8 protein-coding genes are annotated in these 14,910 nt (G+C 43.3%); all 8 read left to right on the plus strand.

The features are described from left to right. Positions 1-434: 434 nt before the first annotated feature. The 8 genes from IEY46_RS33925 to IEY46_RS33960 all read left to right on the plus strand — a co-directional run bounded on the left by IEY46_RS33925 (position 435) and on the right by IEY46_RS33960 (position 14,909). Positions 435-2,909: a DEAD/DEAH box helicase gene (locus IEY46_RS33925; RefSeq protein ID WP_189000181.1), complete on the plus strand. Its 2,475-nt coding sequence runs from the start codon at positions 435-437 to the stop codon at positions 2,907-2,909. A 3-nt stretch (positions 2,910-2,912) separates the two neighbouring features. Next, a complete protein-coding gene (locus tag IEY46_RS33930; RefSeq protein ID WP_229750729.1) occupies positions 2,913-5,663 on the plus strand; it encodes a DEAD/DEAH box helicase in 2,751 nt (916 codons plus the stop codon). A gap of 79 nt (positions 5,664-5,742) precedes the next feature. After that, positions 5,743-8,097, plus strand: a complete 2,355-nt coding sequence (locus IEY46_RS33935; protein ID WP_189000185.1) for a DUF8426 domain-containing protein — start codon at positions 5,743-5,745, stop codon at positions 8,095-8,097. Beyond that, the gene (locus tag IEY46_RS33940; protein ID WP_189000187.1) at positions 8,094-9,365 is read left to right on the plus strand and encodes an McrC family protein; all 1,272 of its coding nucleotides are present in this window, start codon (positions 8,094-8,096) and stop codon (positions 9,363-9,365) included. The genes IEY46_RS33935 and IEY46_RS33940 overlap by 4 nt, the downstream gene beginning before the upstream one ends. A 922-nt stretch (positions 9,366-10,287) precedes the next feature. Beyond that, positions 10,288-10,482: a hypothetical protein gene (locus tag IEY46_RS33945; RefSeq protein WP_189000189.1), complete on the plus strand. Its 195-nt coding sequence runs from the start codon at positions 10,288-10,290 to the stop codon at positions 10,480-10,482. A gap of 425 nt (positions 10,483-10,907) precedes the next feature. Continuing rightward, complete coding sequence (locus IEY46_RS33950) at positions 10,908-11,300, plus strand: HD domain-containing protein (RefSeq protein ID WP_308422872.1); 393 nt, start codon at positions 10,908-10,910, stop codon at positions 11,298-11,300. A 902-nt stretch (positions 11,301-12,202) separates the two neighbouring features. Further along, the gene (locus tag IEY46_RS33955) at positions 12,203-13,741 is read left to right on the plus strand and encodes a TIGR02677 family protein (protein ID WP_229750730.1); all 1,539 of its coding nucleotides are present in this window, start codon (positions 12,203-12,205) and stop codon (positions 13,739-13,741) included. Next, positions 13,713-14,909: a TIGR02678 family protein gene (locus tag IEY46_RS33960; protein WP_189000195.1), complete on the plus strand. Its 1,197-nt coding sequence runs from the start codon at positions 13,713-13,715 to the stop codon at positions 14,907-14,909. Before IEY46_RS33955 ends, IEY46_RS33960 begins: the two co-directional genes overlap by 29 nt. Position 14,910: the final 1 nt, after the last annotated feature.

Here is a 14,910-nt window from a genome sequence, read left to right on the forward strand (position 1 = left end):
TTTTCTGATATTTTTGAGGGAAGAAACTTTCTAATCCACCAAGGATGGGTTAGCCGTTTCTTCTCATTTATCACTAAACAGGACTATTGATCTTATTTGTCGAAGTAACAAGAACACTAGGAAATTAATTCCACAGCGAACATATATTCCATGACAACCTACTGCCTAATCAATATGATTTAATACAACCAATAGATATCCAATTTGGAGGGGTTCGGATGGCATTCCTAAAATGTTCTGAGTGCGCGAGTATGCTGAAAGCAGTTCAAATCTCTCATAAAATTAGTCAAGTGGGGGAGCAGCGAATATTGGAGTATACCCCTACAGGAATAAAATGCTCAGATTGGAATTCATTGAATGGAGCGTTTGCAGGACTTAAAGAAGACTTATACTGCCCAAATTGTTGCGCAGTCGTTCCGCTGGAGAAGGAAGAAATGCTCCTATGTGAGGATACAAGAATACCCGGCGTTATCAGCAGCGAATTCTCATCTGCAGAAGTACTGGAGAAACTAAACAAGCTGGCCGGTGAAGAAACGGCTGAGGTATATGTACATACGCTGCCTGCAAAGGAGCCTGTGTATATGAACATCCCCGACTCCACACCGCAACCCATAAAAGAAGCATTACTTCGTATGAGTATCAATCAACTATATATCCATCAAGCCCAAACGACGGATGCGGTACAATTGGGATCCAATGTGGTTCTAGTCACTTCTACATCATCGGGTAAGACGTTGTCCTATAACCTTCCAATCTTAAGTCATCTCTATCAAAATCCTGATGAACGCGCATTGTACATATTTCCAACAAAGGCACTGGCTAATGACCAATTGGACCAAATAAAACGGTTTGGCATGACTAAGCCTGCTGATTCAACCTCGTTGGATGAGTGGTTTGAGACTCGACTGGAGTTGGGGAACAGAACAATTCATATCGGTCGACTGGATGGAGATACGGAGAATGGGCCGCGTCAACGGATCATGGAGCATGCGCAAGTGTGGATGACCAATCCGGATATGATTCATTACTCGATTCTCGGGCAGGTTCAGAAGCTGAAATACGCATCCGGTCAGCATATTCGGAATTATCTCCGTAATCTCAGATTCATTGTGCTTGATGAGATGCATATGTACCGTGGTACATATGGGAGTCATGTCGCACTTGTCCTTCGGCGATTGCTTAAGGTTTGTAGAGAGCTTGGGAATACACACGCCATCCAATTCATCACAAGCTCTGCTACGATAGAAAACCCGGTACGGCTGGCGGAAGAGCTTACAGGCCTTGACGGATTTACGCTCATTAATACGGATGGCTCCGCTCATCAGAAGAAAGAAATTGTGCTTTGGAATCCAGGGATGTCAGTAGGAGAGCAGGTGCGCCGTGCACCCTCTACAGATGCGATTACCATGGCTAAGCAGGTCATGACCGTCGATCAGAAGGTGATCAAGAGCATTGTTTTTCAGCCTTCTCGTAGTCAAACGATGGTATTTACCCGATATATCAAGGACGTGCTGCGTCAACCTCTTCGTTTAACCAAGGATAAAGTCGAAGGGGAGAAGCTGGCCGCATTCTACACGGGAATATTGCCCAATGAGACTCGCAAACGGATTATTGAACGGCTAAAGTCCCATGATATTCATGTCATTATCACAACGAATGCATTGGAAGTTGGCATTGATATTGGGGATTTGAGTCTAGCTGTTCTGGTTGGTTATCCAGGATCGAAAGCAGCCTTCTCCCAGCAAATTGGACGCGTTGGGCGCAAAGGGGAAGGCGTTGCCATACTCATCTGGCAGGACGATCCGCTTCAACAATATTACATGCGGAACCCGCTTGAGTTTATTCATAAAGCACCAGAAGTTGTAAGAATCAACCCTACGAATTATAAACTGCTAGCCCTCCATCTTCCTCTACTGAGAGAAGAACTGGGCAGGGAAGTAACGGTTATGGACTTACAAAGCATGTTTCCTGCTTTGCAAGAAGATTATATCCGCTCGGCTCTCCAAATCGCTTCGTCATCCGCGGCTAATGAGGAAGTGACAGCGAATCACAAGTTTAGTCTTCGTTCGATCTCGGGCCAAAACTATAGCGTTACCATTCGTGGGCAAGATCAGACGGTGGTGGACGGATTAGATGAATGGAGCGCATTTCGAGATTTCCACGAAGGAGCTATTTACTGGACGCCTGGTGACCGTTCCTATCGAGTAGATTCAATTAATCGTAGGAAAGGGGAAATTATTCTTCTTCCCATCTCGGAGTTAACCTATCATACCCAGTCTGCTTACCGGGATGCCATAGATATCTTGCAGACGTATCAAATGCAGGATATGGACGGTATCAACACAGTTTATGGTGAGCTGGAGATTAAGCGTAGTGTGTTTGGTTACAAGAAGGTGTATTTCGGACAAAAGCATGATTCAGAACAGGTGCAACTCGAACATCCCTATGTAACTAGATTTGCACCGGAAGGCATGTGGTTAACATTAACGGATAATCAATGGAAGCACCTAAAGGACCATGTGAAAGAATGGGCAGACGAGGGCCGCTCCACTGATGCGCTGGCTGAGGCGTCTCTTCATGCAGCAGGGCACGCCATGACCTCGGTCATTCCGGATATGATTATTTGTGACTCAAATGATTTCACGGGATTTTCTGCAAGTGGAATGACTACATTTGCCAATCGGCCAGTCATCGGATTCTTTGGTGAGAACGGCTCTGGTCTTGGAACTATAGAAGCCATCTATGAGAAGATCCCAAACGTCATGCGAAAAGCACTGGAGCTTATTCAAAGCTGTCCATGTGTTGAGGGTTGTCCGAGCTGTGTCCAGCTTCCCGGTAAGTGGAATGTTGAATTATTCAAGCCTGGGGCTAAGTTACTGCTGAAGAACTTGATTGAAGGGAACGAATAAAATATGCCTGTATTCTGTTCAACATGCGGGGGGCAAAGACCGTACGGTGACTTCGTTCAAATCAGCTATAAGGCTGATGTTGAGGGCTATTATCGCGAGGTTCAGCAGCGTGCTAACGGTGTTCGAATTTCCGACTGGCGTTCAATCAAAGATCATGTAGAAATGTTCCAGAATCGTCATGCCGGCCTGTATTGTTCTCATGATGGAAGTTCCGTCATAGAGGGAATGTTGATGCCTGAAGAAGCAGAATTACTCATGGATAGAAGGCTTCCCGTGCAGCAAGACTTTGATAGCGGAAGACTCGTCGAGGACTTATTGGAACTTGGCCAGCGTATTCGAAGTGACGTACACACCCATGAAATTGATGAACAGCAAGGAGCATATGCTGAGCATATTCCCTTGTCCAGTTGGCTGATGCTTAAGCTTCAAACCATGGGAATAGAGCAGTTGTATGAGCATCAAGGAGAAGCCATACAGTCCATTCGACAAGGACGTAATGTTGTCATATGCACAAAGACAGCGTCGGGTAAATCGTTGGCTTACAACATTCCCATTATGGAGAAATTGGCAGCTGATCCGGATGCATGCACGCTTTATTTGGCACCGTACAAGGCGCTCGTCGAAGACCAGTTTGCTCATTTGCAAAAATGGGCCGACCCTTCAGGCGAACAAGGAAATAGCGTTTCGATGAATGGATTCTCCCGGTTCTTGGTGAACGGACAGGAGGTATCTGCCGGCGTTCTGCATGGACAACGAAATGTTCCGGAACATATGAGAAAAGATCAAGCTTCCAGTTTGGTGTACTCAGAAGGGCGATACTGGCTGACGAATGTTCATTATTTGCATTTAATTCTTCAAAGTACGATCTCCCCGACGGGAAAAGGGCCTAATCTACTGAGATATCTCAGAAACCTTCGATACATCGTCATCGACGAACTTCATCAATTCTCTGGGTTATTAGGTTCTAAAGTGTCGTTGGTACTTCGCAGGATGCGAATGCTTTGTGAGAGGCTGGGGAATAAAAACCTCCAATTTATTGCCTGTTCGGCTACGATTGCCAATCCTAAGTATTTGGCTGAGGAACTAACGGGAAAACGGGGAATCCAAGGGTTTCATGAGATTGTTGGGGCTCATGCACCTGTGAAGAGAAAAGATATTCTGATGTGGAATCCAGGCTATGCGGAAGATGAGCAGAAGAAGAGAGCGACGGTATCCGATCTTTACGAGATTCTTCGTACCTTATATAAAGACGGACGATGGCCGAGAAGCATTATCTTCTCGCGTAACCGTCAGCAAGCGCAGCTCCTTAGTCGTGAATTAAATATTATTATTCGCAATCATTTACAAGACCATAGTGGGGCAGAGTTAGATGAACGACAGGAGCTCTTCCTGCCCTACCATGCTTACTTAACGCAAGAGACCAAAGAGATGACGATTCGAAAGTTGGAGCAAGGCGAGATTCTGGGAGTGGTCACTACCAGTGCTTTGGAAGTTGGTATTGATGTCAAATGTCTGGATGTATGCATTTTGCTCGGATACCCTGGATCACAAGCTTCCTTCTGGCAACAAGCTGGGCGAGTAGGTCGCAGCAGAGACGGCGTGGTCATCATGATGGTACAAGAAGAGCCGCTGCAGCAATATTTTGCCCGTAATCCAGGGGAGTTCTTTGAGCTCCCTCCTGAGTCGGCAACGATTAATACCAATAATCCACGACTTCTGAAAGAGCATCTCATCTACGCTGCTCACGAGCAGGGAGGAACAGTTACCAATGCGATCAATTACGTTCGCTCATCTACGCTGCGTAAAGTAGTCGCCGATACTAGCGATCAGTGGCAACAAATCGAAGGCAAACTCCTGTATCAAGGCGACCCTCCGCGCTATCAAACTTTAGTTACGATGGGGGACACCTATACGGTAATAACCAAAAACGGCTGGAATGAAGAAATTTTATTTCAAAGTGTCGATGGGCGTTCATTAATTCGGGACTTTCACGTTGAAGCCGTCTTTCTTGGCTCGGATAACCGGACTTTCTATAAAGTGAAGTGGGTCAACAACAAGCAGCGGAAAGTGTTAGTAGAGCCGGTTAGGGCGGATTATCATACACGGGGCATTGTTCGAGATAGCATTGAGGTTCATGACATTTACAATCCACTTAAGAGTGGAGATGAGATCAAGGCGAACCTTGGAAATATAATCGTTAAGCGCAGCACATTCGGGTATAAGAAAATTTATAACCATGGCGCCATGCCCCAAGAGACGGTTCAGCTAACGAATACGTATCCGGTTACTTTTCAAACAGAAGCCTTTTGGCTGATGTGGGATCAGGAAGGAAAGAACGTAATTAGAGGACTTCTGAAGGAAGTACATGAACGTGAGCCTATTGCCCATGAGGAGTTAATTGAAGGCAGTTTACACGCCATTGAGCATGCAATCGCATCGGCGATTCCAGCGATTGTAAAGTGCAATATGGCAGATTTTCAACATACTTCGTTTTACTCCGGCTCAGCAGTTTTCGGGATGCCTGGACTGTTCTTCTACGACAGCCAAGCTGGGGGAGGCTCCGGTATTGTAGAGGTTATAGCCGAGAAATTCGGTGTGTTATTGGAGAAAGCCAGACAAATTATGAGCAGCTGCGGTTGTTCAGACGGCTGTCCGTCATGCATTCAATTGTTTCATTGCGAGAGACAGAATGAACCGCTTCATAAATCTGGGGGACTGGTTGTGCTGGAGTATCTGCAGGGGTTTTATAATTGAATATTCGGCATGAGTCTTATCGAGGTTGTATTATACGTATTATTGAGTTGATTACATCAAATACTAAGGAGTTAAGCAGATGAGCAGGTTCTTTTTCGGGAAATTCGACAGCAAGAGACCAATCCAAATTCAGGAGAAGTATTACGCCGCAGGAGACGAAGGAGACTCGTGGTACGGAGGCATTGAACCCGGGGACTATGTATTTATAGTAACGAACTCAAGCGTAATTGCGTTATGGAAAGTAAGAGAATATGGGAATAAAATGAATCCGATTAATCCGGCTGATACAGGTGTCGTATTTTTCGATGAGGTTAAACAGCTTGCGCAACCGGTACCTGTATCGCAATTTGTTAAGAGTCCCTATTTTAATGTGGACCTTAACCTATTGAATAAAATTTCGAAATCGACTTTTGGCTGCGGCTTCTTTCCGATTGAAACGACTTCAATATTCCCAAGAGAGCAATGGGATCAGTTATCATTTCAGTCGGAAAGGCATTTCTTCGTTACGCTAAGTACGCAGCTGCCGCCAATTGTAGAGAATGATGTCATGGTTGTCATTAATAATCTGCAAGAGGCGCGGATAACCGCGTTTTTGGAATGGAAGGGAGGGCAATCACAGCCTTATCATGGTCTTCGCAAACTGTATGAAGAGAAAAATTCGGAAAATGAACGTTATACGCTCCATGAACTGCTTGCATTTGCTGAAGAGGAAGCTCCATATAAGCGAAATTATTTAACAAGTGCATTAAATGAGCTTGAAAAACAAGGATATTTTGTGGTTAGCAATCCTGCAAAACTTTACGATAATATTTTGGTAGGCCGACGTAGAACGCCAATTACGAAACCAGGCCCTACTAGTACGACACAATCATCTGCATTTTCCCCTGAGTCATTAGTCGAAGAGGAATGGCCGGAAAATTTTGAGCAGTATCGTACATACGCTGAGCTTCTGGAATTCAGCCCTAACTTAATCTTATATGGCCCTCCGGGAACTGGGAAGACGTTTGCGACGAAGAATATCATTGAAGCGTTTGAGTATAAGCAACAAAAACGGTATGTTCCCTTTAATACTGTTGAGAAAGAGGAAAGGGTTCGTTTCATAACGTTCCATCAATCATACTCTTATGAAGAATTCATTGAAGGGATACGACCTCAATTAGATGATGGATCCGAGCAAGAACGCGGAGGCGGGGATATTCACTATAAAGTAGAGTCAGGCGTTCTCAAACAAATGGTTGAAGCTGCATCAACCCAAATCATTAAAGCGGAGTCGCAGCTTTCGGGAATTAGCGGCACAGAATTAATTCGAACCAATTCAAGGGTCTGGAAAGTTTCTCTTGGTCGTCGCAACGACGATATCATCTACAATCGATGCAAGAGTGAACAACATATTGCAGTGGACTGGCTGGATCAGTACGACCTTTCAGACAAATCTTATAATGATATATATGCTTTATTAAAAAGCGAAAGAGACGATGATGCACAAAATCCGACTATGGACGCCAACACGCTAGACACCATGATAAATCAAATGAATAAAGGTGACTTCGTATTCATTTATGATGGTCCGTGGACGATTCGGGATATTGGCGTGATTACGGGTGATTATACATTTTTGAAAGGCAGACCATCTCCTCATATTAGGGAGGTTACCTGGCTCAAGGAATTTTCAGAACCGATGGATATTTCCGATATGAATGGCGGTGTCCGTCTTACATTGAAAACAATCTATGAGCTGCCCCGCATTCAAATGTCCGATGTACAAAGGTTGATTGGTGACGTTGATGCTTCTGCAACAACAATACTAAAAGCTCAGCACGTACAGCAACTACCCTACTATCTAATTATCGACGAAATTAATCGCGGTAATATCTCTAAAATTTTTGGCGAGCTCATGACCTTGGTTGAAAAGGATAAACGCCAAAACATAAGTACGATTTTGCCTTATTCAAAAAAGCCGTTCACGCTGCCGAGAAATCTATACATTATTGGAACAATGAATACGTCAGATCGTTCAATTGCAATGCTGGATACAGCATTAAGAAGACGATTCGTGTTTGTGGAAATTGAGCCGGATTATTCCTTGTTCGATCAGAACAATGCTAAGGTAGGTTATGTTGAACTCGCGTTACTTCTGAAAAGCATGAACGAGAAAATATCAGAAAAGATAGACCGAGATCATCGTATCGGCCATGCTTATTTAATGGATGTACTCACGATCGATGACCTTTACAAGAGTTGGTACTATAAAGTTTTGCCGCTCATATCGGAGTACTTTTATAATGATGTAGCATCTATTCAATCTGTGGTGGGGACAAGGTTTATAGAAAAATCCGGAAGCTTCCGATTTTTGAGTACTTTGCCTTCGAGCCCTGAAACAATATCGGAGTTTGAAAAAGCTTTAGTGAGCCTGTATAAAGGATCAGAGGCATGAACAAGAAAATCCTGACAGTCTTTGAGGATAGGTACTCCCAACAACAATTAACGGATGTTCAGAAAAAAGAATTATTATCTCTGGAACCACTATGGGGAAAGCAAAATCTCATCCTCAGAGCAGATGATCGACTGCTCCTGCGTAAGTATGTTGGATTCATCGCGACACCATCACTTCAAATTCAAATTCTGCCTAAATTATTTGAAGATGCCGTGTCCGTAGAGGATGTCGAAGAAGAGAAGTTTCTATCGGGTAGCATGCTGTTTCGCTTGCTGGCGTCCAGCGGATTTCTCTCGGTCAAAGATATTCCGAATCCGCAACAAATTGCGGCGATGAATGGGGATTTGCTAGAGATCTTTATTAACTTATTTGTATCGAAGTTTTTGGACTTATTCAATAAGCAAATCTATCGGCAGTACAAAGAACAAGAAGAAAACATGGTCACGGTCAAAGGCAGAATTTTATTCCAACAACAGCTGCTACGGAATGGTGTGTTTAAACACAAGCATTATGTCGGTTATCAGGAGTTTACGGAAAACAACGTACTGAACCAGATCTTCAAAATGACCATGCTTTCTCTTCGCACATTAACTAAGAGCGAAGAAAATAAGAAGAACTTAAACATTGCAGTTTTGATGCTTGAGGATATATCAGTTGTGCGATTAAGTGAGACATTGTTTCGTCAAGTTCGGTTCAATCGATTGAATGCGTCCTATCGTCCCGTATTCGAGCTAGCAAGGATGTTCTATCATAACAGACAGCCAGGTGTGCATGCAGGAGATGAACGTACTTTTACATTCCTTGTTCCGTTAAATCAGTTATTCGAATATTCCCTGTATCAGTGGCTTCAAGAGGATCTATCGTCTGAAGGAATGGAAGTGAATTACCAGAAACCACAACGTTACTTGGATGCACAGAATAACGTATTTTTATTAAAACCTGATATAACCATTCAGTCAGGATCCAATATTCAAATCATCGTGGATGCTAAATATAAAAATCCAGTGAGCGATTCAAAGGTTGACTTATCTGAGTCGGATGTTTATCAAATGCTCGCTTATGCTGTGAGATATCAATGCAACCGGCTGTATCTGGTTTATCCTATGTTTCGTAGCAATAAAGAATTGAAAAATCCGCTGGCTACTTATGTCATTCAGAATGGAGCTGAGAATATCTATATCAGTGCTTTTCATATTGACATTTCTCAAGAAGATTTAACTTCTGCGAAAAGAGATATCGTTCAAGCGGTGATTAATGCAATTTATTAGAAAATATTGAGTCATGACGTGGATGGATGGCGCAACTACAACAAGAAAAAAAACCAATAGCATACAATTGTTAGGCATCTCAAATTGTTTGAGGTGCTTTTATTTATATTGGCTCTTCTATTCGTTATTTTGATGAATTAAAACTCAGAGTGCAGTAGTCACGAACATTCGTGGTGTCCGTACCTATGCTCGCACGCCGGTTCATAACGTTGTCTGTGTGATCCCGGTCAGAATCTATCGAACCTGTGATAGAGTCCGGTTGCGGGTCGTTCCTGCAGTTGTACCTGGGGGAGGATGGAGATGGAGTTGAGGTGATTTGCTGATGTATGTATTAGGGCGATGGATCGGAAAGGTTTGCAATTGAACCGATTTACAGCAGAAACGAGTTCGCCTGCGTAATCGAACGTATTTTCGCTGACAGCCTGCCGGTAGTTCAGTGCGTTATACTCTTAATACCTAGTGGTTATTATTAACACTCTATCCTCATCTTGCAAAAGTTTGTATAATGAACAAGTAGGTAAAAATACCCAGAAGTCTTATTCATAGCTATGAAACACTCGAATAATGGCGTTTTCACAATCTAGTAAACAATTTTATTTGAAAAAGTGGAGGTATTTACATGGTCGGTATCATCGAATGCTCCAATTACGGTCAGAAGAATAAAGTAGAAGCCGATAAACTCAAGTTAGCTGTTTGTGGATCGTGCAAGGAGAGTTTGCTCGAAACCGAGAATCTTCCACTTGTATAAAGCGATTAGCGTTCATATCACGGATGAGCATCGACAACAGACTGATCAATTCTTTGCACGATAATTTTCCTGATATGTTTACCAAAAAGGAGTGGTCTTAATGAACGGTTTATTCGACAATTTAAAACACTAGGGATTACAAACCCGGTTACGACTACCATGCTCGAATATTTGATGTTGCAACAGCCAATTGAAGGCGTAGAACAGCTCAAGCTGGAGCTTGCCGACGAAAGATTAACCATTAGCGGACGAACGAAAAAATTACTCGTCCCGATTCCGTTTACGATCGCGCTGAAACCGAAGGAGATGGATAAGCGGCTGCTTCATTTTGAAGGAGTGACCTTCCGCCGGCCGAGATCGAGTCTGTAAAACGCAAGGTTTTGAATCGGCCGCCGCGGCCGCCGTTCATTTCTTATGTGCAAAGTATAGTCACCTTTGATTTGAATGGTTTGGATGTCGTACCAAAGGTGCCGGTCGGCTCCATTCATGGGATTGAAATCAAAGAGGACAAGCTGTGGGTGAGGATAGGGCTCTAATCTGTACCGATGCCTTAAAATAATTCTAAGTGTGCCAGCTGCAGAATACAAATGGCAACGCATCCTGATATTCCGTGCTATCCATCTCAGCACGCCCAACTATTTTGTGCGGCTGATTAAAGGGGCTCCTGATTGATCAAGTATGGGGTTTATACATTAAGCCCGGCGAATGCAATAAGGAACTAGCGCTTAAGCTCCCTCACGGATATCATGAGAAAATCCATAGAGGAAATGATTTGAAGGAAAGCAGTCTGTTGAATGACCAATGTCGCAGATAAACATGGATTGAGCTGTCATTCAATCATTGAAAAAGCGATCGAATTTGGCGCCTATTCACATCGAAATCAGACGCGAAAAGGGACAGAAATTCCATATATCAGTCATCCGTATGCGGTCGGAATGATTTTGCTGAAAGCAGGTTGTAACGAGGAAGTTGTAGCTGCCGGGATCCTGCATGATACGCTTGAGGATACCGAGACGACCGATGAACAATTGCGTGCGCTGTTCGGCCCCGTTGTTCTTGGAACTGTTCAGGGCTGCTCTGAACCCGATAAAGGAGCCATTTGGGGGGAGAGAAAACAGCACACGCTGGAGGTTCTGAAAACGTCCAATCTGGCCATTCGTCAGGTGTCTTGTGTCTTGTGCAGATAAGCTGCACAATATACGCTCAATCAGACGGGATTTGGAGCAGTATAGCGAAGAGACGTGGAAGCGATTCAAACGGGGACGTGAGAGCCAGCAATGGTATTACACTGGGCTAATTGAAAGTCTTGGATACGCATCGCGATTTCCGCTCTTAGATGAGTTGCAAGATGAGATAGAGCAAGTTTTTGGAGCCAAGTTGACGCAACCGGGGTGGAGTAAACTTCGAAAAACCAGAAGTTTATTGATCTGGCTTTTGAAACTGCGTATGGCAACCTATGTGATATTGAAGAGCGGAAGCCCAAGTCGTACTCATGAGCGCATTAAACATGTATCCTTCTGAGGTTTTTCATCGTTTCAAGCGTGGTATTAAACGCGGGTTGTTATAAAAGAAACTAAACTTGCGGACTTCAATTATTTTAAGGTTCGTTTTATATAGGAACAACCATTCGGTGACAAGTAGAGGTCAAATGGTCGTGTCATAATTAAGGAAGAAGTGGAAGTAGACTCGGAGAAAAATTTGATTCTCAAATCCAAAATTATCAAAATTTATCTTATTATGCGGCCAGGAGATGTTGTATGCGGCTCAACAAATTAGATTTCTCGCTCGTGGAGGAGGCATCGTTTTGGTCGGAAAATAACTATCCGCATTATGAGTTAAAGAAATGTGGTAAGTGCAAGCCGTAAATACAACGAGCAGCAATAATGAAGAACTTCAGGGAGGTTACAGCCGCGATAAATAATAATGATGATTTGCGTGAGTTCGTTTACGGTAGATTGCGTAAGTACTGTTAATAAAAAAACTTCAACACCAAGGGTATCGTCAACGTGGTATCTCAAATGAGATAGTAAGCGTCGTCGTGCATATGACCGCAGTAGCAACTGAATTGAAAGGGGAGAGCTCAGCTAAGATGGACATGTCAGTTATGCGCCAAGTGCCTGAAGCCATTTATCTTTCCACACAAGATACAAAATACTATCGTGCAATTTTAAGATACATGTATGAGCAGCATCGTATTTTTAATAACGATGTTCTACCAATTGAAATCCTCAGCTATCTTCAGCAATACCCGGAGTTTGGGGATTACACGATGGAGAAACTTGAAGGCGATTTATCCGTCCTCGTAGGCAATAAAAATCTAATATTAAATCAAGACAATACGGACGCTGCGACGCTTGAAGAACTCATAAAAAACAGGAAAACGTATTCATTGACGGAGTACACAATCGAGTTGGAAAAAACGCTTATTTTTTTGGAAAAAAAGCTTAATCGAATTCGCGGCGGTTCCCTCGACAAAAATTTAACAGAACGTTTGTACAATGCCCTTATCCGCGTAAACAGTTTTTCTGTCGCAACGGATTTGGATACTAAGGACCTTGAAGACCTTTATGCTGCATGGGACGAACTGTATGAACGTTTCACGAAACTGGATAATGATGCGTCCGATTACTTGAATCACATTAGTGGTGATAAACTCGATAGCAAAATGGAGACTGATGCTTTTATTGTGTTTAAGAATCAATTCCGTTCCTACTTAACGGACTTCATTGTTGAACTCAACCGGAATTCTCCATCTATTATCAATATCATCACCCGAATTTCGGAGAAAAAAATCGAGTCGATTATTACGCAGCTCATTCGCTACAAAAAAACTATCCCAACAACTGCCGTAGTATCAGACCTAGAATATACAGAGACCTTCTTTGATGTTTGGATAGGCATCCGCAACTGGTTTATCGCAAACGGAACAAAGCCGAGCAAGGCCTATCAAATGGAAGTGCGTACTCGAGACGCCATCAGCAAAATGTCCAAGCTCGCTCATTTTCATGCGGAGCGGCAATTCGTTAAAAAGAGCCGCGTGACCGAATTTTTGCGACTGGCGGATATGGCGCACGCTTCAACGCTTGACGAAGCGCACAAAATTTTTTCTTATCTGTTTGGATTTGAAGGCATTCAGCATTTTAAACTCGCAAGAAAACCATCGGATAGAAATGACGGAACGGTTTGGGACTTTGAGCCCGACGAAGTAGATGTGACGTACCGGGTGAGACCGACCGGCGAAACGCAAACGAAGCGAAATCTTAAGCTAACCAAAGTCACGCAGGAACAACTCGAAGAGCTGCGGTTAATGAAAGAACGACTGGCATACGAAGAAAGCGTGCTCTTAGAACTGGTCAGCCAGCCCTATCTCGTTATAAAAGAAATGGACATGGTCGAACCATTTGTACGCAGGGCACTTCTTGATTGGATTAATGCGGCTTTGCTTAATGAAATCGGTTTTGGCGTCTACGAAGGTTCTACAGAGCTTGGCGTTAAATTTAAGCTCCACATTCTGGGCAAAGAAAACGTCGAAATGCGATGTACAGATGGTAACCTTTCGTTACCAGATTTTCAATTGACATTTACAGAGGTGAAAGTACGTGAAAAAGCCCTCGCAGGAGTTTCTTGAGTGCATCCATCAACTACTCGATAATTTTTGGATTGTACGAAAAGATAATCCGGAATTGTTTTATGAAATAAAGAAAAACGAAGGCGCTTTACGCGATTATTTTAAAGATTATTTCCGCTTTAAGCTGGTCTTGGGTGCGGATTTCGCAAAGCTTGAAAAATTTCAAATTACACCGCAAGCGGCAAACGGTATCTCTGATTTCAGGGAAACAAAAGACTATGTCATGTTTTACTGTATACTTGCATTCCTCGATGGCAAAACGTCGAAGCAATTTACTCTATCTGATGTATGCCAAGCTGTTGCTTCTTATTATCCCCGAAGCGGGACGGATAGCAGTTTAGTGGATTCTTCTCTAACACTGACTTGGAAAGGCAACGATGGTTACCGCAATCGTTTATCGCTCGTTCGCGCTTTAAAAGAAACGGTTCGTCGATGCTTAATCGAAGTCGTCGATAAAAACATCGAAGATTTCCAAGACAAAGAAACCGGAGATGCTTTGCTTCGCTCTACCGGACTCGTGAAATATTTTATGCGCAACATCAATTTTGGGCTAGAAACAAAGATGACCCTTCACGATGTCATGTCGTTGCAAGAGATGCAAGAACGCGAGCTGGGCATCGAAAGAAAACACGTCTTGTACCGTAAACTGTTTTTAGAACCTGCCATGTACAAATACGAGGTGCCTCAAGCGGATTTTGAGTACCTTCAGCAATATGGGCGTTATCTTAATGAACACGCCGAAACCTACTATGAAATGAACCTTGATGTTTACGACGCCAGTGCCTTTTTGGTGAGAGATAGTGTCGGCACGTTCCGTAAATTTTTCCCCGCAAGTAATTCGGAAGCCAATTTGGTTATCCAATTCGCGAGTTTGCTTCGGTTAAAAATCATAGATAATGATGATGCACTCGCAGAGCAAAAAGACGGCACTGTCGTTTTGACCCCTACGGATTTGGATATGATGTGCCGGCACTTGGTTGGCGAGCACAGCCATACGTGGACAAGCAGCTTAAAAGGCATGAGCATTCCCGAAATCAAAAAAAGTATTGTAAATACACTAATGGATTGGAAATTAGCCGAAGTTACGAAGGATAGCGAACTCAAACTTTACGACGTTATCGGTCGTTTTTTTGAAAAATCGAAAGAAGAGAGCTCGAAGGGAGCTTAAC

The sequence above is a fragment of the Paenibacillus nasutitermitis genome, from assembly GCF_014641075.1.
Lineage (GTDB): Bacteria > Bacillota > Bacilli > Paenibacillales > Paenibacillaceae > Paenibacillus_Z > Paenibacillus_Z nasutitermitis.

Excerpts from the sequence above, each read along its gene's own strand:
- IEY46_RS33925 (WP_189000181.1), top strand. The coding sequence starts at position 435 with ATGCTCCTATGTGAGGATACAAGAATACCCGGCGTTATCAGCAGCGAA.
- IEY46_RS33930 (WP_229750729.1), top strand. The coding sequence starts at position 2,913 with ATGCCTGTATTCTGTTCAACATGCGGGGGGCAAAGACCGTACGGTGAC.
- IEY46_RS33935 (WP_189000185.1), top strand. The coding sequence starts at position 5,743 with ATGAGCAGGTTCTTTTTCGGGAAATTCGACAGCAAGAGACCAATCCAA.
- IEY46_RS33940 (WP_189000187.1), top strand. The coding sequence starts at position 8,094 with ATGAACAAGAAAATCCTGACAGTCTTTGAGGATAGGTACTCCCAACAA.
- IEY46_RS33945 (WP_189000189.1), top strand. The coding sequence starts at position 10,288 with ATGTTGCAACAGCCAATTGAAGGCGTAGAACAGCTCAAGCTGGAGCTT.
- IEY46_RS33950 (WP_308422872.1), top strand. The coding sequence starts at position 10,908 with ATGACCAATGTCGCAGATAAACATGGATTGAGCTGTCATTCAATCATT.
- IEY46_RS33955 (WP_229750730.1), top strand. The coding sequence starts at position 12,203 with ATGGACATGTCAGTTATGCGCCAAGTGCCTGAAGCCATTTATCTTTCC.